At 50.8% G+C, this 19,243-nt stretch carries 18 protein-coding genes; 7 read left to right on the forward strand and 11 right to left on the reverse strand.

The window, feature by feature from the left end; all coding sequences use genetic code 11:
* Positions 1–416: 416 nt before the first annotated feature.
* Positions 417–1,001: a hypothetical protein gene (locus tag N8M53_RS07305; protein ID WP_269578299.1), complete on the reverse strand. Its 585-nt coding sequence runs from the start codon at positions 999–1,001 to the stop codon at positions 417–419.
* A gap of 131 nt (positions 1,002–1,132) precedes the next feature.
* Entirely contained in the window at positions 1,133–1,924 is a 792-nt protein-coding gene (locus tag N8M53_RS07310) for a hypothetical protein (protein WP_269578300.1), read from the reverse strand.
* Between the two features lie 550 nt (positions 1,925–2,474).
* On the opposite strand from N8M53_RS07310, the gene N8M53_RS07315 reads away from it, so the two are divergent.
* The 3 genes from N8M53_RS07315 to N8M53_RS07325 all read left to right on the forward strand — a co-directional run bounded on the left by N8M53_RS07315 (position 2,475) and on the right by N8M53_RS07325 (position 6,301).
* Complete coding sequence (locus N8M53_RS07315) at positions 2,475–4,154, forward strand: aspartate:alanine antiporter (protein ID WP_269578301.1); 1,680 nt, start codon at positions 2,475–2,477, stop codon at positions 4,152–4,154.
* Between the two features lie 101 nt (positions 4,155–4,255).
* Positions 4,256–4,930 (forward strand): response regulator, encoded by a 675-nt coding sequence (locus N8M53_RS07320; RefSeq protein ID WP_269578302.1) that lies wholly within the window; start codon positions 4,256–4,258, stop codon positions 4,928–4,930.
* Positions 4,931–4,933: 3 nt separating this feature from the next.
* Complete coding sequence (locus N8M53_RS07325; protein WP_269578303.1) at positions 4,934–6,301, forward strand: ATP-binding protein; 1,368 nt, start codon at positions 4,934–4,936, stop codon at positions 6,299–6,301.
* A 212-nt stretch (positions 6,302–6,513) separates the two neighbouring features.
* On the opposite strand, the gene pgsA is transcribed toward N8M53_RS07325, so the two are convergent.
* The 4 genes from pgsA to N8M53_RS07345 all read right to left on the reverse strand — a co-directional run bounded on the left by pgsA (position 6,514) and on the right by N8M53_RS07345 (position 11,363).
* The gene (pgsA, locus tag N8M53_RS07330; protein WP_077668268.1) at positions 6,514–7,074 is read right to left on the reverse strand and encodes a CDP-diacylglycerol--glycerol-3-phosphate 3-phosphatidyltransferase; all 561 of its coding nucleotides are present in this window, start codon (positions 7,072–7,074) and stop codon (positions 6,514–6,516) included.
* A 49-nt stretch (positions 7,075–7,123) separates the two neighbouring features.
* Positions 7,124–8,890: an excinuclease ABC subunit UvrC gene (uvrC, locus tag N8M53_RS07335; protein ID WP_420066606.1), complete on the reverse strand. Its 1,767-nt coding sequence runs from the start codon at positions 8,888–8,890 to the stop codon at positions 7,124–7,126.
* 95 nt (positions 8,891–8,985) lie between these two features.
* On the reverse strand, positions 8,986–9,630 hold the full coding sequence (gene uvrY, locus N8M53_RS07340; RefSeq protein ID WP_046073101.1) for a UvrY/SirA/GacA family response regulator transcription factor: 645 nt from the start codon (positions 9,628–9,630) through the stop codon (positions 8,986–8,988).
* A 281-nt stretch (positions 9,631–9,911) separates the two neighbouring features.
* Positions 9,912–11,363, reverse strand: a complete 1,452-nt coding sequence (locus tag N8M53_RS07345) for an NAD-dependent succinate-semialdehyde dehydrogenase (RefSeq protein WP_269578304.1) — start codon at positions 11,361–11,363, stop codon at positions 9,912–9,914.
* Between the two features lie 253 nt (positions 11,364–11,616).
* Between N8M53_RS07345 and N8M53_RS07350 the strand changes: the two genes are divergently transcribed.
* Positions 11,617–12,753: a M14 family metallopeptidase gene (locus N8M53_RS07350; RefSeq protein ID WP_269578305.1), complete on the forward strand. Its 1,137-nt coding sequence runs from the start codon at positions 11,617–11,619 to the stop codon at positions 12,751–12,753.
* 139 nt (positions 12,754–12,892) lie between these two features.
* Complete coding sequence (gene trxC, locus N8M53_RS07355; protein WP_046073098.1) at positions 12,893–13,324, forward strand: thioredoxin TrxC; 432 nt, start codon at positions 12,893–12,895, stop codon at positions 13,322–13,324.
* Positions 13,325–13,386: 62 nt separating this feature from the next.
* Here the strand turns inward: trxC and N8M53_RS07360 are convergent, their stop codons facing one another.
* Entirely contained in the window at positions 13,387–13,836 is a 450-nt protein-coding gene (locus tag N8M53_RS07360) for an Lrp/AsnC family transcriptional regulator (protein ID WP_074212533.1), read from the reverse strand.
* Positions 13,837–13,983: 147 nt separating this feature from the next.
* Between N8M53_RS07360 and N8M53_RS07365 the strand changes: the two genes are divergently transcribed.
* Positions 13,984–14,907, forward strand: coding sequence for a DMT family transporter (locus N8M53_RS07365; protein ID WP_269578306.1), 924 nt, complete (start codon positions 13,984–13,986; stop codon positions 14,905–14,907).
* Between the two features lie 28 nt (positions 14,908–14,935).
* On the opposite strand, the gene htpX is transcribed toward N8M53_RS07365, so the two are convergent.
* Positions 14,936–15,814 carry a protease HtpX gene (gene htpX / locus N8M53_RS07370; RefSeq protein WP_269578307.1) on the reverse strand — a complete coding sequence of 293 codons (879 nt, stop codon included), beginning with the start codon at positions 15,812–15,814 and terminating at the stop codon, positions 14,936–14,938.
* A 498-nt stretch (positions 15,815–16,312) separates the two neighbouring features.
* On the opposite strand from htpX, the gene N8M53_RS07375 reads away from it, so the two are divergent.
* Complete coding sequence (locus tag N8M53_RS07375; protein WP_046073094.1) at positions 16,313–16,486, forward strand: hypothetical protein; 174 nt, start codon at positions 16,313–16,315, stop codon at positions 16,484–16,486.
* A gap of 83 nt (positions 16,487–16,569) precedes the next feature.
* On the opposite strand, the gene bioD is transcribed toward N8M53_RS07375, so the two are convergent.
* The 3 genes from bioD to N8M53_RS07390 are packed head-to-tail and all read right to left on the reverse strand — an operon-like array spanning position 16,570 to position 19,242.
* Positions 16,570–17,244 (reverse strand): dethiobiotin synthase, encoded by a 675-nt coding sequence (gene bioD / locus N8M53_RS07380; RefSeq protein ID WP_269578308.1) that lies wholly within the window; start codon positions 17,242–17,244, stop codon positions 16,570–16,572.
* Positions 17,237–18,031 (reverse strand): malonyl-ACP O-methyltransferase BioC, encoded by a 795-nt coding sequence (gene bioC / locus N8M53_RS07385; RefSeq protein ID WP_269578309.1) that lies wholly within the window; start codon positions 18,029–18,031, stop codon positions 17,237–17,239. Before bioC ends, bioD begins: the two co-directional genes overlap by 8 nt.
* Positions 18,028–19,242, reverse strand: a complete 1,215-nt coding sequence (locus tag N8M53_RS07390; RefSeq protein WP_269578310.1) for an 8-amino-7-oxononanoate synthase — start codon at positions 19,240–19,242, stop codon at positions 18,028–18,030. Before N8M53_RS07390 ends, bioC begins: the two co-directional genes overlap by 4 nt.
* Position 19,243 lies beyond the last annotated feature (1 nt).

Raw genomic sequence — 19,243 nt, forward strand, 5'->3', positions numbered from 1 at the left:
TGCGTGGGAATGTATATGAATTTGAATCATAGTCAGAGTTGGCCACAAGATCACCGAACTACACTTGATCGCTGTTCTAACACTAGCGGACAGCGTCAATACCTGTAGCGAGCAAGCCAGTTCAACGCCCTAGGCAGAATAATATAACACTGGTCATGTTGCTGTTTGTGTTTGAATAATAGCAACAGCTAGATATGCATTCCCACTCAGGAGCGTGGGAACGAAAAATAGCCCTGTCATATGATTGGCAGGTAGCCGTAAGACCGCATTAAGAGACCTTCTATATGAGTTTGCCGTAAGCAATGAATGGCGGAAATGACAGAACGAAGTAGACGACTTTGTTGTTCGAGAGCATTGGCTGCTGCGCAGCCAAAAAAAATGCTATTGCCTATTGACTGGAGAAGGGCTCATATGTGTTATATTTTGGTTTCGTAGTTCTTTTTTATTATGCCTAAGATACGTTCCAGATACTTAGAAAAAACTTTGTCCCACTCTGAAATCAAAGTTGAAGCATCAGTGTCATGAGATAGAAAGCCGCTATCATGATTGGCAGAGTATCCTTTTAACTTGCCTTGTCGAAGAGCATGACGATCTAGAATAAAGCTATGTTCCTTGATCTTTCTGCCACCTCTATTTGCACCATGGGCAGCAAAGCTGTTTCTAATATCGAAGATCTTACAACCTTGAATTTCGCTTAGTTCAAATTCCATACCCATTTTTCTTAGCAAAACTAACAGCGCTTGCTGCTGCATATAAACAGCATTGAGGACACCATAGAAGTACAAATAGAGATCACCAAATGGCAATGATGGATTTCGCTCTAGAAACGAATGTTTAGCTAATTGTGTATCCTCTAAGAGGTAAAAGCTGTCGATAACCGAGTTATACGCATCGCTTGTAGCAACAGATACGATAGGAAAAAGCTCTTCATCACTGTCAACATTACAAGAATGATCCGAGATAATTTCACGAGTTAAAGCTATTATTTCATCAATTTCCAAACGCTGAACTCCAAAAACAATATAACGCCGCAAACAGTGGCGCTTTCACCAATGCCACAACACTTCTAAAACTAAAAACCACAAGCTGCCAGCGTTAAGCGTCCATTGATTTGCTTGTTAGGCTTACAAACTCACTGAATTTTCCAGCGTCTTCTTTTTAAAACAATATTTCTTTTTGTAAGAAAAAACACGAAAAATTCGTATATAAACGGAATACTCTCATTCTTATTCCATTTCTTATTAAGCATTCTTACTTGTTCACGCAACAGACCATAAAATGGGCGTAACATATCAATAATTGACCAAATTATATAAGGATTAGCCTTTTCAGTACTAAGCAGATAATAGTGAAAATCAATTGTAGTTACAGGTTCACCAGTAATATGTTGACACCAAGAATCTACGGTCCCATGAGAAAGAGCAATATTCTGCAAATTTTCTCTAACGTCACGTCTTAGCATCCAAACATGATCATCAATCACATCGAGCCATTGAGCTATAGGGTCTTCTTTATTATTATTTTCTGCCAATTCAGTCAAATTATAGTATCGGGATGAAGTGCCAAAAGAAGACAACACATTTAATATTTTGGATTGAAATTCATCTAAATTTAGTTTCTCTTTTAATTCATATGTCAAAGACAAATTAGCACACTTATCAAATAACTCTTTGATATTATGCGAGAACTTTCTTAACTCTTTATCGCTTGGATTCTTGAAATCATTATTTATCTTATAATCTAAGATAAATACTATTTTCATTAGTCTTTCGAAACCAGTAGCAAGCTGAAAAAGCCCTGAATAAAAAAGCCCACGACTATTATCATCAACATTAGACTTGCGAATTGAATTCAGTCCCTCAATAAGCGCGGAGCGGGTTAAATGCCCTTCCTGCACCAACAGTAAATACTCTTTATTACGCATGCTGAATTTACCTCGTGAAGCCTAACATTATATTAGCGCGCACACTCACTTCCCCAAAACCGTTATACGCGCCTTTCCTTTATTAACTTACTGTTATTAATAGAATTTATCACTTTTACTATCTGTCTCTTCTCCGCGAAAGCGTGCATCCGATTCGGCTTTCTAACCGATAAGCTGGCTATCTATCCAGCCCCCACGCTACCGCCCGCCGGTTTTGGGCACCCGATAGGCCATTTCCCTTTTTCTAGTAAGGATTAGCCTAACAGAGGCGTGATAACGTTTTCATTCCCTCATGTCCAAAATGTTAGCTAGCGCTAATTCTGTGAGATTGCTTCGAGGATTTGGCTGAGATCTTGCGGGTGCGTTGGTTGGGTCTAAAAAGCCAGTCGGGGCTGCCATTTTTTGTGGGTGCTTCCAAAAAGCGTGCAACTGGTCTTTTTTTACGCAAAATTAATGATTATTTCACTAAATTTGTACAACAAAGTGTGATTAAGGTTGGTATAATTTTCACCACATTAACCCCCTGCACGCTCTGTCGGACATTTGTGCTGTGAATATAGACGTCAATAACCTCCTGCTCCAAAACGATATTTTACTCCTTTTTGTGGTTCTCGCTCTCGGCCTCGCAGTCGGAAAGATCAAAATTGGTAGTGTGCAACTCGGCGGATCCATCGGTGTGTTGTTCACCGCGATCATTTTTGGCAACGCGGGGTTCACCTTCTCGCCTGATACCCTCAGCATCGGCTTTATGCTGTTTATCTACTGCGTGGGAATTGAGGCGGGGCCGAACTTTTTTGGCGTCTTTTTCCGTGACGGAAAATCATACCTATTGCTTGCCTTGGCGGTGTTACTCAGTGCCATTGGCTTAACCCTGTTCTTCCAAAACCAGTTGGGGCTGGATATCAGCATTGCCACCGGCATGATGGCCGGCGCACTCACCGCCACCCCGGTATTGGTGGGCGCGAAAGATGCGCTTAACTCCGGCTTAACCGGCGCGGAAGGCGAACAGCTGGGGATGATGATTGATAACCTCAGTGTCGGCTATGCCATGGCTTACCTCACTGGTCTGGTGAGCTTAATTGTGCTGGCGAAATTGATGCCGAAGTTGCAGCGCCATAACCTTGAGCACTCCGCCCAACAGATTGCGATTGAGCGCGGCTTGGGGAGTGAATCACAGCGTAAGGTCTATTTACCCATTATTCGCGCCTATCGGGTCGGCCCTGAATTGATCGATTGGATTGATGGCCGCAACCTGCGTGAGCTGGGTATTTATCGCCAAACCGGCTGTTATATCGAGCGCATTCGCCGTAACGGCATTTTGGCTAACCCTGATGGGGATGCCATTTTGCAGCAAGGCGACGAGATTGCCTTGGTGGGTTATCCCGACAGCCACGCGCGACTGGACCCGAGCTTTCGGAACGGTAAAGAAGTGTTTGACCGCGACCTGCTCGACTTGCGCATTGTCGAGGAAGAAATCGTGGTGAAAAACGACAGCGTGGCGCAGAAAAAGCTGTCGGATTTAAACCTGTCGGAATACGGCTGCTTTTTAAACCGAGTGGTGCGCGCTCAGGTTGAGATGCCGATGGACCAAGGGATTATCCTCAACAAAGGCGATGTGCTGCAAATCAGTGGTGAGAAAAGCCGCGTAAAAGGCTTGGCCGACCGCATCGGCTTTATCTCAATTCATAGCCAGATGTCGGATTTGCTCGCTTTTTGCTGCTTCTTTATTTTGGGGCTGGGCTTGGGGATGATCACCCTAACCTTCGGCCAAGTGACCTTTGGCCTGGGTAATGCCGCTGGCTTGTTGTTGGCGGGGATCAGCCTCGGCTTTTTACGTGCCAACCACCCCACTTTCGGCTATGTGCCCCAAGGGGCGCTAAATATGGTGAAAGATCTCGGCCTGATGACCTTTATGGCTGGCATTGGACTGAGTGCCGGTAGTCGGCTGTTTGATTACATCGCGGACATGGGCTTTTCGGTGATCCTGGCCAGCATTGTGATCAGTGTTATCCCAGTGATTGTCGCCTATTTGATTGGCGCGTATGTGCTGAAGATGAACCGCGCGCTCTTGTTTGGCGCAATCATCGGGGCAAGAACCTGTGCGCCGGCGATGGATATGATCAACGAGCACGCCCGCAGCACTATTCCAGCTTTGGGCTACGCGGGCACTTATGCGATTGCCAACGTTATTTTGACCTTGGCCGGCACCTTGATGATTATTTTGGTGTAACGTCACGCGAGAGACGGTCGCTGAGTCAGCCAAAATTCAGTTTATTAAACCTATAATAAAGGCGTCCACCTCGGGCGCTTTTTTGTTTTACAGGGGCTTTTATGCAGGTTCTTATTATTGAAGATGACTCGATTTTAAGTCATCACCTGAACACCGAACTCAGTGAACTCGGCCACCATGTTCGCTGTGCCAGCACCGCCAGCGAAGGGCTTTATTACGCTGACCAATACCCCAATGATATTGCCATTATTGACCTCGGTTTGCCCGATCAAGATGGCATTAGCCTAATTCGTGATATTCGCGCCAAAGGGCTGCGCCTACCGATTTTGGTGCTCACCGCGCGCGCCAATTGGCAAGATAAAGTCACGGGGTTAGATGCCGGTGCCGATGACTACCTGGTAAAGCCGTTTCAAAAGCCGGAACTGGTGGCACGACTAAACGCATTGGTGCGTCGCAGTGCTGGTTTTGTGAAGCCCACTATCACCGCTGGCGATATCGAGTTAGATTTGTTGGCGAAGTCGGTTACCGTCAACGGGCAAGCACTGGAACTCACCGCCTTTGAGTATGATTTGTTTGAGTACCTGATTCGTCACAGTCGCGAAGTGATCTCGAAACAACGCTTGCTCGATGTGCTGTATCATGACCAAGATGGCGACCCCAACACCATTGAGGTGATGATCAGTCGTCTGCGTAAAAAGCTGATCCAAACCGGACACGACAACCCCATCTCGACCGTGCGCGGCCAAGGCTACCTGTTCGAGATCCAAGCTGAGTAAACCATGAAACTAGGCCAATTTACCCTTTGCCAATGTCGCCCCCGACTGCGCACGCGCGTGCTCGCTACCTCGATTGGCATTATTCTCCTTTTCTCGATTGCGCTCGCGGCCTTGATTAATAAGCTGTATCAGCAAAACTCCATGGCGGCTTACTCGCGCGATCTGGCCTCACAAATTCCGATGGTGATGGCGCAGCTCAGTAAAGACGGGCTGATCCGCGCTGACCAGCTGACCGCTTGGATCCAATCGCTTGACCCATCCAGCAGCGATTATATGTCGGTGCTATGTACACCTGATAACCACACGCTGTGGACCTCGCGCGATGTGCAAGCGTTTAATATCGACGATATCTGCACGCTGATCCCTAACGAAGCGAAAAAGCCGCAGTATCTTTCCATTGCTGGCTTTAACGTGGTGGCGCAGCGGCTTTCGTCAGAAAAACAACCGGGTGATAGCGAGAACCGGTTGTTTGTATTGCGCAACGTAGACAAACAAAAACAACAGTTAGCCGATTTAGAAGCTGAGACGTGGTTTTACATCAGCTTGCTATTTGTCTCGGCGTCGGCACTGGTGGTTGCCGCGTGCCATTGGAGCTTCTCGCCGCTGCGTCGCTTGGCCAGAGAGCTGATCGCAATTACTGAATCACGCCAGCAAACACTGGATAACGATTACCCTGACGAGCTGCAAGATGTCACCCAGGCGCTTAACCGGATGATCACCCAGCGGGAAAAGCAAAAAGCCCGTTATCGCCACGCCATGGATGATTTAGCGCACAGCCTTAAAACGCGTTTATCCGCCACCAACGCCCTACTCGATGATAATCACCTGTCGCGCGAGCACCTGAATAAGCGGATTTTAGAGCAGGTCAGCCAGATGGATGACATGGTGCAATATCAGCTTAAACGCGCACTGGTGGGGCAATGTGGACTGAAACGCGAAGATAGCCCACTCAGCGCGCCTATCGATAGCCTGACCGGCATGTTAGATAAAGCCTATCGCGATAAACCCGTGAAGGTGGTGCGAGCGTTTGATGAACATGCCTCGTTGCCGGTGCACCGCAGTGATTTGATGGAGTTACTCGGTAACTTGCTGGAAAACGCCTACCGGTTTTGCCTTGAAACCGTGCAAATCCGGCTCGACGATCACGGCGAAGTGTGGCAACTGGCGATTGAAGACGATGGCCCCGGGGTACCTGAGCAATACCGGGAAAGCATATTCCAGCGCGGGGTACGTGCCGATCAGCTTAACCCTGGAACCGGCATTGGATTGGCGGTGTGCGATGAAATCATTGCCAGTTATGATGGCAACATCCACGCCAGCGACTCCCCGTTGCAAGGGGCGGCGTTTGTGTTGACCATTCCTAAGCGCTAGGCGAAAGGGCTAAACCTAAAGTACGAAGCGAGCCGTGCTAATCCTAGAGTGCTAACCCTAAAGTGCTAAGCCAGACGGTTCGCTTAAGCGCAACGCTAAACAGGCACTTGCTCTCGTTCTGCCACCAGCAGCAAACAAAAAACGCAGCCCAAAGAGTGGCTGCGTTTTTATTGATACGTCACGGACGTGAAGGCGTTTGCTGAGCGCCCGCTTTATTCATCTTCCGGATCGGCAAGCAAGTCGTCTTTGGCTGCCATCATGTACTGATACATCGACCAATAGGTCAGGCCTGCCGCAGCGTACAGCGCAATGTAACCTAACCATTCAATCCAAGGCGCGCCATGCCAAAGCAGCATGGTCAGTGCGAACATTTGTGAGCCGGTTTTAAATTTTCCCACCCAAGAGACCGCGACGCTGGCACGTTTGCCGATTTCTGCCATCCACTCTCGCAGGGCTGAAATAATCACCTCACGCGCAATCATAGTTGCCGCGGGAATGGTGATCCAAATAGAGGCGTAGTGCTCAACAATCAGCACCATGGCAATCGCCACCATCACCTTGTCGGCGACGGGATCTAAAAAGGCACCAAAACGGGTCGATTGCTTTAAGCGACGCGCTAAATAGCCATCTAACCAATCGGTGGCACCAGCAATCACAAAAATCAGTGCCGCCGCAAATGGCGCCCAGGCATAAGGCAGATAGTAGGCAACAACAAAGACCGGAATAAGCGCAATGCGCAAAAAGGTCAAAATGGTAGGTATATTTAGACGCATGCTCAGCTTTTTATTTTAGGATTAACTGGGTTATGGTGCCCCATTGCCACTAACCTTGCAATGAGGAATGAATTTTCTCTGCCAATGTGGCACTGATCCCGGGCACCTTGGCGATTTCTTCGACACTGGCGTTTTTCAGCTCTTGAATACCGCCCAAGTATTTCAGCAAGGCCTGGCGACGTTTAGGTCCTACGCCATCAATTTGGGTAAGCACACTTTGCTTGCGCGCTTTGCCCCGTGCCGCGCGGTGTCCGGCAATGGCATGATCGTGGCTTTCATCACGAATATGTTGGATAAGGTGCAATGCCGGCGAGTCTGCAGGCAACGAAAACTCCTCGCCCGAGACCTTAATCAAGGTTTCGAGCCCCGGCTTACGGCTGGTGCCTTTAGCTACACCTAAAATGAGCGGGTTAACCGGCCAATCAGCAATCAACGGCTCGAGCACCTCCCAAGCACGACTGAGCTGGCCCTTACCCCCATCGATTACAATGATATCGGGGATTTTTTCTGGCTCGACTTGTTTGCTATAACGGCGCGTCAGTACCTGCGCCATTGCGGCATAATCATCACCGCCGGTGATCCCTTCGATGTTGTAACGACGATACTCTTTTTTCAGCGGCCCGTCTTGGTTGAACACCACGCAAGAGGCGACCGTTTTCTCGCCCATAGTGTGGCTGATATCAAAGCACTCCATCCGCTTAACCGGCTCTAAGCCTAAGGTTTCTTGCAGCGCTTGGTAGCGATTCTGGATGGTCATCCGATGGTTGATTTTGCTGGTCAAAGCGGTGCGCGCATTGGTGTTGGCCAGCTTCAAAAAGCGGGCTCTGGCCCCACGCGGACGGCTTTGCAGACGCACATTGCGACCGGCAATTTCACTCAAGGTATTCGATAACCAACCCAGATCATCACCGATATCGTCAGAAATCAGAATATGGCTGGGAATGGTGCGCCCTTCTGCTTGCGCCAGGTAAAACTGGCTGACAAAGCTTGAAACCACTTCACCAGGGTCGGTTTCTGCCGGCATCTTAGGAAAGTGGCTACGACTGCCCAGCACTTTGCCTTGGCGCAGGAAGAGCACATGAATGCACGCCACCCCGTTTTCTAGTGCAAAGCCGATAACGTCGATGTCGTCATCGCTGTCTTGCGAAACAAACTGCTGCTCTTGTACGCGGCGCAACGCTTGGATTTGGTCGCGATACTCCGCCGCCTTTTCAAATTGCAGCTGTTGGCTGGCGGTTTCCATTTTGGCGACCAAGCTGTCGATCACTTCGCGGTCTTTGCCTTGCAAAAACATACGGGCGAAATTGACTTGCTCGGCGTAGTCGTCATCACTAATCAGTCCTGGTACACAAGGGCCAGAGCAACGACCAATTTGATACATTAAGCAAGGCCGACTGCGGTTGGCATACACCGAGTCTTCACACTGGCGAACCGGGAATATTTTCTGCAACAGGTGCAGGCTTTTGCGTACCGCATTGGCATCAGGAAAGGGACCAAAATATTCGCCCTTTTTCTTTTTCGCGCCGCGGTGGATCGCCAGCCGTGGATGCTCGTGAGCACTGAGGTAGATGTAAGGGTAAGACTTGTCGTCTCGCAGCAATACATTGTATTTGGGGCGGTGCTGCTTGATGAGGTTGTGCTCAAGGATCAATGCTTCGGTTTCGGTGTGGGTCACCGTCACCTCTACATCGGCGATGTTACGCACCAAGGCTTTGGTTTTCTCACTGGAAACCTGCACCCGAAAGTAGCTCGCTAGGCGTTTGCTAAGGTCTTTGGCCTTGCCCACATAGATAATTTCACCCGCGGCGTTCATCATGCGATAAACGCCGGGCTGGTGAGGAACGGTTTTTAGAAAGCTTTTAGCATCGAAGGTGTTCGGCACTGCGCGGTCTCGTCCTGGATTACTTCGCGTTACAGGGTTTCGGTGTCGAGCATGCCGTGCCTGATAGCAAGGTGGGTCAATTCCACATCGCCATTGATCCCCAACTTGCTGAATAAGCGATAACGGTAACTGTTCACCGTTTTCGGGCTCAGGCTAAGTTGCTCGGAAATGTCGGTAACCTTTTGCCCTTTGGTGATCATCAGCATGATCTGCAATTCACGCTCTGACAGTTCTTTGAAAGGATTATCTGAAGAGGCAGAGAACTGACTGAGTGCCATTTGCTGGGCTATGTCCGGTGAAATATAACGCTGGCCGCTGTTGACCATGCGGATCGCGTTCACCACTTCATCGGCACCGGCTCCTTTGGTCAAATAACCCGCCGCGCCGGCTTGCATCACCTTGGTTGGAAACGGGTTTTCTGTATGGATCGTGAGCACGATAATCTTGGCGTCCGGCGAGTAACGAAGCAACTTGCGTGTCGCTTCCAACCCACCGATGCCTGGCATATTCATGTCCATTAGGACAATATCGGCGTGATTTTGCCGGCACCACTTGAGTGCAGCTTCACCGCTGTCGGCTTCCCCTACCACTTTTATGCCACGAACGTCTTCTAAAAGACGTCGAATCCCTGTGCGAACCAGCTCGTGATCATCTACAAGGAACACATTGATCAATCTTGTATCTCCACTTGGTTTGGTTCGCCAACATGCTGCAACAAGGCAACGGTTGGACTTCTCTTACGCATATTACTTGAGTTTTACCACGGATGAAAAGCCAACAACAGAGCGGATGTGGGCAAATGCAAATATTCATACATCAAGCCACCAAAAAACAGTCAACCTGACTGAATTATCACCAATTTGATGACATTCGAGGCAAGTTGACTGCAATAAACAGCGTAAAACCCGCTTTACGTGTCAGCAATTTTTAACACTTCGCGGGGCAAACACCCAAGTTAAGACAAGCTCAAGCATAGGTACTTCATTTCTAGGTACTCATCCAGTCCCCATTTAGAGCCTTCACGACCCAGGCCTGATTGTTTCACCCCGCCGAAAGGCGCGACTGCGGTCGAAATCAAGCCGGTGTTGATTCCTACCATGCCATATTCCAGCGCTTCTGCCACCCGGTGCACACGGCTAATGTCTTTGGCATAAAAGTAAGACGCTAAACCAAATTCTGTGTCATTAGCCATGGCGATGGCGTCCGCTTCTTCTTCAAAAGAAAACAGCGGTGCCACGGGGCCAAAGGTCTCTTCTTTGGCTATCCGCATCGCTGGGGTCGCATATTTAATCACCGCCGGTTGGGTGTAGTTTTCACCCAGCTCAGGGCACGCGCCACCCAGCTCAATCGCCGCACCTTTTTGCTTGGCATCATCCAGATGGGCATTCACTTTGTCCATTGCCCCTTTGTTGATGAGTGGGCCAATGTCTACACCGTCGTCGGTGCCTTTCCCCACCTGCAATTGACTTACCGCTTGGGTAAATTTCTCGGCAAAGGCTTCATACACACCCGCTTGTACGTAGATGCGGTTCACACAGACACAGGTTTGCCCTGCGTTACGAAACTTGGCTGCCACCGCACCTTCAACCGCGGCGTCAATATCAGCATCATCAAACACAATAAAGGGCGCGTTGCCGCCTAACTCCAATGAGAGCTTCTTGATACCTGGGGCACATTTTTCCATCAACTGTGCGCCGATTTCAGTGGAGCCGGTAAACGAGAGCTTACGGACGCGTCTGTCAGCACATAAGGTATCGCCAATTGGACCCGACGCCCCGGTCACCACACTGATCACTCCAGCAGGTAGACCGGCTCGTAACGCGAGCTCACCGAGAGCCAATGCCGATAACGGCGTATCACTGGCCGGCTTCACCACCATGGTACACCCCGCCGCCAGTGCCGCGGCCGCTTTACGGGTGATCATTGCTGCCGGAAAGTTCCACGGGGTAATCGCCGCGGTCACGCCAATCGGCTGCTTGATCACTGAAATACGTTTATCCGTTTGCTCCGCGGGAATGGTTGCGCCATACACGCGCTTCGCTTCTTCTGAAAACCACTGTAAAAATGACGCGGCATATTGGATCTCGCCCGCGGCTTCTTTCAGTGGTTTGCCTTGCTCTGCCGTCATGATCGCGGCTAAGTCATCTTTATGCTCGAGCATTAACTCGTACCAGCGGTAAAGCACGTCAGCCCGCGCTTTGGCGGTTAAATCTCGCCATTCGGGTAGCGCAGCATCCGCGGCATCAATGGCGCGGCTGGTTTCCTCCGCCCCCATATTAGGTACCGTCGCCAAGTGCTCTCCGGTCGCAGGATTGGTCACTGCGCGGGTTTGTTGGCTATCGGCATCAACCCACTTGCCATTGATCAGTGCCTGCGTTTTTAAAAGCTCAGGATCCTGCAAATGCATAGTGGCTCCTTGTTTGTTGAGGAAAAGATAATCACTGAGGAAAAAGATAGTCATAGCGTGATAAGGGCACCTTGCCAGCTAAGACGCAGTACGACAAGATAAGGCGCAATACTGTTAATAATAAGCCAGTAAAGCCATCTTGCCTAAATGAGTAGATAGTTGGTGGCAAGAACGTCGCGAAAGGTTTTACGACAAAAGGCGGATTTTTAAGGTGCAAACACAGCTGGCCTCTCAAACCGATAAAGGATGCTCTATGCGTATTTTTAGCCAGTTCGACAGCGGGAATATTCGCGTTGTTAACGATGACGACATTAACAACATTCAGCTTGCCATTCATAACGACAACCAATCTGAATTTTACCAATGGTTTCACTTTCGCTTAGAGGCGCAAGTCAATCAGGCTCACACACTGCATATTCAGCAACTGGCAGGCTCGGCCTACCCAGAAGGCTGGAAAGATTATCAAGCCGTCGCCTCTTACGATCGCGATACCTGGTTCCGCGTCCCCACCGAATTTGACGGCGATACACTCACCATCAAGGTGACGCCGCAACATGGCTCGATGTATTTCGCCTACTTTGCGCCATATAGCTATGAGCGCCATTTGGATTTAATTCACCAAGCGCAAACCTACCCACAGTGTCAGCTAGAAACCCTCGGCCAAACCTTGGACGGGCGTGATGTTAGCCTTTTGAAAATCCGCTCAGAGCTCAGTGAGTCTTCGCAAGCAAAAACACCGATTTGGCTGATTGCGCGCCAACACCCTGGCGAAACCATGGCGGAATGGTTTATCGAGGGGCTGCTCGACCGATTGCTTGACGACACGGATACCACCGCCCGTGCGCTGTTGGAAAAGGCAGACTTTTACGTAGTGCCCAATATGAACCCCGATGGCAGCGTGCGTGGCCACCTGCGCACCAATGCCGTCGGTGCCAACTTGAACCGCGAATGGCAATCCCCCACGCTTGAGCGCAGCCCTGAGGTGTATCATGTTCGTGCGCGCATGGAACAAACTGGGGTGAAAATGTGCCTCGATATCCACGGTGATGAAGCGATTCCGTATAACTTTGTTGCCGGTTGCGAGGGGATCCCGTCTTATGACGCGCGTATGGCGGATTTAGAGGACAGATTTAAGCGTGCCCTGCTCACCGTGACGCCGGAGTTCCAAGACGAGCACGGCTATGACAAAGACGCCCCCGGTAAAGCCAACCTAACCGTGGGCTCAAACTGGATTGGTGAGCGTTTCAACTGCTTGTCGTACACGGTTGAAATGCCGTTTAAAGATCATAACGACCAACCGGATCCGGATTTTGGCTGGTCACCGGCGCGTAGCCAAGCCTTCGGTCGCGATATGCTCAGTGCCATCCTCAAGGTGGTGGACGCACTCTAGCGCGAAATGCATCAATAACCTGTGATGAAAGCCGGTGCCTTGTCATCGGCTTTTTCTATTTGAGTGATTGATAATTTCAACTTGGGCGAGCCAACTTATCCCCTTATATTAGTGGCAAATAATTCAACGAGGAAACACCATGACAACCTTGACCTCACGCTGCCCTCACTGCCAAGCCATGAACCGCATCCCGAACGAGCGGGTCAATGACGCGCCCAAATGCGGCAAGTGCCAGTCTGATGTGCTGGACGGTAAACCGATTGAGGGCACCAGCGAAAACTTTAACGCGCTGCTAAATAGCGATGTGCCTGTCGTGGTCGATTTTTGGGCCCCGTGGTGTGGTCCATGCCAAAGCTTCGCCCCTGCCTTTGCGGCAGTGGCCGAGCAAGAAGAAGGCCGCGCACGCTTTGTTAAAATCGATACCGAAGCGCAGCAAGCATTGGCAGCGCAATATCGTATTCGCAGCATTCCGACGCTAATGGTATTTAAAAACGGCGAGCGCGTTGACGTACTCAACGGTGCTCTGCCCCAAAATGCCTTTAGTGACTGGTTGAGCCAGCACCTTAGCTAGTCGCTAGTCGCTAGTCGCTAGTCGCTAGTCGCTAACAACCATCTCACAATAATGGCGCGGCGCTATACTTTTAGCGCCGCGCCTTGTTTTACCGCGCGGATCGCCACATTGGTATTAATGTCTTTAACCATCGCTAGGGTCTGTAACTGGCGCATAAAGGCTTCATAGTGCGGTAAATCGCGCGTCACCACTTCCAGCAAATAGTCATAGGTACCAGAAATCACGTGGCCGTTGATGACTTCATCCATTTCCACCAGTGCGTGCTCGAAGGTAACAATCGCCTCTTCTCGGTGATTGCTCAAACTCACATTGACGAAAAAGGTCATGTTTAGCCCAATCCGTTGGCGGTCGAGCGTGACCTGGTAGGACGCTATCACTCCATCGGCTTCCAGCTTTTTGATTCGTCTTGCACACGGTGAAAACGACAGCCCAACCGCATCAGCGATTTCCGCGGTAGTGCGGCGCGCATCGTCTTGTAACAGCGCCAGTATGGCTTTGTCTTTACTGTCCAAATCGCTTCCTTGGTGATTTTTAACAACAATAATACAATTAAAGATGATAAACGCTAACATGGTGGCAAATCACCCTTTAATTTGCCACCAATCCCTCCTTTGACGCTGCCACACTAGTTGCATCCATTAACAAGGAAGTGATCAACCATGCCTGCCTCCTCTCAACGTGTATTAGGCCTCGCCGCCATGCTTGTCACCGTGACTATCTGGGCGAGCTTGTTTATTTCATTGCGTCAGGCCAGCCAGTCGGTGTTAACCAGTGGCGATATTGCCCTACTACGCTTTTTGCCTGCCGCTCTCCTATTTGGTTGGCTGAGCCGTCATCGGGTGCGTCATATTATCTCCATGCCCAAACGTTATCTGTTTGCGATTGCCTTTGGCGCAGGTTTACCGTTTTATCTGCTCGCCGCCACGGGGATGCAGTTTGCCCCTGTCGCCGATGGTGCCTCGTTAATTCCTGGGATCTTGCCACTGTTTGTCTCTGCGATTGCTTGGGGCGTTTATGGTGAATCGCTCTCAGTGGGACGGCGATTAGGGATTGGGCTTATCGTCACCGGCATTGGTGCGTTTTTATGGCATTCGCTGTTCTTCTCACCGTGGAGTGTGACGCAAGGCCATTTGATTTTGCTGGCGGCCAGCATCAGTTGGGCGTGGTTTACCATTGGCGTGCGTGTGACAGGATTGAATGCGGCAGAAGCCGGCGCGGTATTAGCGATTTCGGCCGTCTTGTTGCTACCGGTGGGCGCGATGAGCGGACTTGTCTCCTTTAACCTGCTCCAAGCCCCTCTTGGCGAGCTTGGCTACCATGTACTGGCGCAAGGTTTAGGCGTGGGGATCATTGCCAATTACAGCTATGCATTTGCGATTCGCCGCTTAGGGGCAGAAATGAGTGCCGCAATAGGTGCATTCACGCCTGTGGTGGCCGCGCTGATCGCGATCCCCGTGTTCTCAGAAACCGTCAGTGCGCTTACCGTGGTGGCGATGGCGTTGATTGTATTCGGGGCGGTACTCGCCAGTGAGGGGATAAAGTGGCGACGCACACAAACAAAAAGCGGCCCGCAGGCCGCTTAATCGATGACTCGACGTAAACGCTATCCGGTTAGAGATAGTCGCCACGACGCAAGGCATCGATACGTTTTTCTAGCGGTGGGTGAGTCATAAACAGCTCACTCAGCGTTTTCTTACCGTTGATACCAAATGCCATCATTGAGCCTTCCAGTTTCGGCTCGTGGCTGACTTTCAAACGCTCTAGCGCGGCAATCATTTTCTGTTTGCCCACCAGCTGCGCTGAGCCTGCATCGGCGCGGAATTCGCGATGACGGCTAAACCACATGGTGAGAATGCTGGCCAGAATACCAAACACGATTTCTAGCACTGACGACACCAAGAAGTACATCATCCAGTTGCCGCCACCTTCGCCTTCTTCGTCGCTGTTCATGCCACTGACCGCACCGGCGATGACACGAGCAATAAAGATTACGAAGGTGTTAACCACCCCTTGCATCAAGGTCATGGTGACCATGTCGCCATTCGCAATGTGGCTGATTTCGTGCGCCAGCACGGCTTCGGCCTCATCACGGGTCATGTTTTGCAACAGACCGCTTGATACCGCCACCACAGAATCATTGCGTTTTGCCCCGGTGGCAAAGGCGTTGATATCAGGCGAGCTGTATACCGCCACGGTTGGCATGCCAATGCCAGCACGCTGAGCTTGCTGACTGACCGTATTCATAAGCCAGTGCTCGGTTTCATTACGTGGGTGCTCAATCACTTGCGCCCCCACCGAGCGCAATGCCATTGATTTTGACATCAACAACGATATAAACGAGCCGCCAAAACCGAATACGGCCGCCAATACCAGCAACCCAGACAAGCTGCCCGGCTGCATGCCTGTGACCGCGTAGATGATATTCAGCACAATGCTGAATACGATCAGAACCGCGAGGTTGGTAGCGAGAAATAATCCTAAGCGTTTCATGGTGTGTCTCCGTCGCTTAAACCCAGTGTTTAGCGCTTATTTGTTGTAATGATAAAAATAGTATGGGCATTAATGATAAAAACAATCCTTTGATGCAATTTGTTACGAATAAATCCCAGCAGTCACTCATGGCGCCCGCACCATCCAACTCTCTGCACCGACCAGTTAGTGTGGCACGTTATTTCGATCTGATCTAAAGAAATTGTGATATCACGCAATGTTGGATTTTTAACAATTTATTCAATCACTTAACAACTATCAAGACAGAAAAGCCCAATAAAAAAGACAAAAACCTACCAATATAGACTTTGGTCGAGTTGTCATCGCGGTTTACTCAGGCTAATTTATGCGCAGCTGTTTAAAACTATGACGCTGATGCACTGCGTAAGACGATAAAGTAATGGGCAATCGGCGGTCATATCAACCATTACGTTTACAACCACCCGGTGTGGACAACCTAACCTTAACAACGCAACGCGTTATCAATGGAGTGAGACCATGGCAGAGCAAGAAAACTACCGAGTCGCTATCGACATCTTAACCTGTCATCTCGGCATGAGCTTCGACGAAGCCTGCTCAGAGCTTGGGTTAGCGTCGGATGACGCGACAGCGGCGCGCCAGATGGCCGAGGTTCAGCAAAGCCTAATGGGTGTGCGAGACGACCAAAAGTAATTGTCTACCCGCAACTGCCGACTTAAATAGACAAAAGCCAGCTTAGCGCTGGCTTTTTTGATCGCTATATCCCCGCAATATATTCACAACGGCGTAATATCTAAGTGGCTTGCGCATTGTGCTGGCGAGGCATCGGCAGCAAACGGCAAGTGCCCCAGACAAGGCGCATCTAAATGCGCATCAAGATAGCGCACCATTTCGTCACTGTGCTGCGCCTTAGGATCAACGGCGTTTGCCACCCATCCAGCTAACGTAAGCCCGCGTGCACGTATGGCCTCTGCGGTGAGTAAAGCATGGTTTAAACAGCCAAGCTTTATTCCCACCACCATGATCACTGGCAGTTGATGGGCAACCACCCAATCGGCCAGCGTTTCAGTCTCACTCAGTGGCACTTGCCAGCCTCCAGCCCCTTCTACCAATACCGGACTGGCCTGCTGTTTTAAATGCGCGAGCCCATCGCTCAGCACCTGGGTGTCGATGGGCATGTTGGCTAACACCGCCGCCCAGTGGGGCGAGCACGGCGTTTCCAACAACACTGGGTTGATCGCGGCATACGGCAATGCAGTCGCACTGGCATGCTGTAAAGTGACAGCGTCACTATTTAGTTGGTGATCAGGCGCTAAGTCGGCACCAGCGGCGACAGGCTTGTAGCCCACCGCTTGATGGCCCTTTGCGATAAAGGCGTGCAACAGCGCCGCCGTGGTATAGGTTTTCCCCACTTCGGTGTCGGTGCCGGTAATAAAGTAACTGTCATGCATGATGGTGAATCACTATATAGCCAATTTGATAGGTCGCCGGTAAGGTGTTGGCGGCGAGTGCAAAACGCTGATACGCCTTTTCTACCGCGCTAAACTGCGCTCTTGTCGCCAGCCCTTGCTGCCCCGCACCTTGGGGGCGGTAGGTAGCGCCAATCCCTTTTAAACTTTTCATCACCGTATGGGCATTGGCAAAGGTCAGCTGTTCGCTTTCTTGCAACACGGTCGCATGCATCAGCCCGGCGCGTTGAGTCGCCTGTTGTAACTCTGAGAAGGAGATAAAGCGGTTCACCCGTGACGTGTCGCATGCTTGTTGCCACGCGCTGTCGAGTTCACACAAGGATCCGGTGAGCAAAGTCGAAACAAGGATTTGCCCGCCGGGTTTGACGACCCGACGCAGCTCCGCCAATGGCACATGCAAATCGTCGCACCATTGCAGCGCTAACGAACTAAACGCCAGATCGACACTGTTATCAGCCAGCGGCAAATGCTCCGCATCTGCTTGTACGCCTAGCATGGCATCACCGCAGCGCGCTTTTGCCGTTGCAAGCATAGGAGCGCTGAGATCGAGTCCAATCACTGTTTTAGCGTGAGTCATCCACTGCTGGGTGAAATAGCCGGTGCCACAGCCGACATCTAAGACGGTACTGAGATGGATAGCTTTTTGCTCTGACTCAGCCAATGCCATCAACCGATGGCCGACACGGCGCTGCAGCGTCGCACTGTCATCATAATGGCGCGCGGCTCGACCAAACGCTCGAGCAATCGCTTGTTTATCGGCCACGGTCATGCTGTCACCCCACACGCTTTGTCGCTCGCTAATACCGGCTTAAGCGCCTCAATTAGTGCGGTAATATCTGTTTTTTGATGCTGCGCAGACAGGCTGATCCTTAATCGTGCCGTATTGGCAGGTACAGTCGGTGGCCGAATCGCTCCTACTCGGATATGGGCCTTCATCAAGGCGTGATTTACATGCTGTAACGCTGCCAAATCGCCGATAATCAGCGGCTTGATGGGGCTAGGCGTCGCGAGCAATTGCGGCAAGGATTGAGTATTTATAGCGTGCGGTTCGCAAGCAGACGTCGTCTCTAACCAGTCATGGAGGCCTTGCGCTAGCTGTTCGGCATGGGCGCTGAGTGTTTCTCGCCGCCAGTGCTCTGTTCGTGCCAATCGAATAGCATCCTCAATGAGTGCCGCTTGCGCCGGTGGCATGGCCGTCGAGTACACATAATGGCGAGCGAACTGGCGCAAATAGTCAATGACGGTGGGAGAAGCCAGCACTGCCGCCCCCGCCACGCCCAGAGCTTTTCCAAACGTCACGATTAAAATATCTGGCCGCGCGCCACGACTGATACTGCCCTCGCCTTCTTGCCCTAACACGCCAATCCCATGCGCATCATCCAGTGCCCAAAGCGCCCCCGATTGGTTGGCAATCGCGGCAAGGCTGTCGGTTGGCGACACATCACCATCCATGCTAAATACCCCTTCCGAGACAATCAGCGATGCGGAAGGCTGGGTTTGCTTCGCGAGCAATTGGCGAAGGTGTGCCATGTCGTTATGACGAAACCGCCGCTGCGTGGCAGGGCTCAATACGCCGGCCTCAATCAAGGAGGCATGGTTGAGTTTGTCTTGAAACAAGGCATCGTCTTTACCCAACAGCGTAAACAGTAACGCCTGATTGGCAGCAAAACCACTGTTAAACAGTATCGCTTGCGGGTAACCCAGCCAGTCACACAGCTGATCACAAAGGGATTGATGCGCGGCGGTAAAACCAGATACCACCGGCGAGGCCGTCGCGCCCACACCCCAGCGTTCGAGGTGCTGCTGCGCCTTTTTGACCAGCCGCGGGTCTTGCGCGAGGCCTAAATAATCATTACCCGCAAAGTTGCGCCATGACTCGGCGACGGCATTGTCACCACTTTGCCGCCATAGGTCTTGTTGCTGACGTGCGGCCAGTTCGCCTTGGTAACGACGGATCAGCGCTGATGTTGTATCAGTCATG

The organism is Salinivibrio kushneri, from assembly GCF_027286325.1.
GTDB classification, from domain to species: domain Bacteria; phylum Pseudomonadota; class Gammaproteobacteria; order Enterobacterales; family Vibrionaceae; genus Salinivibrio; species Salinivibrio kushneri_A.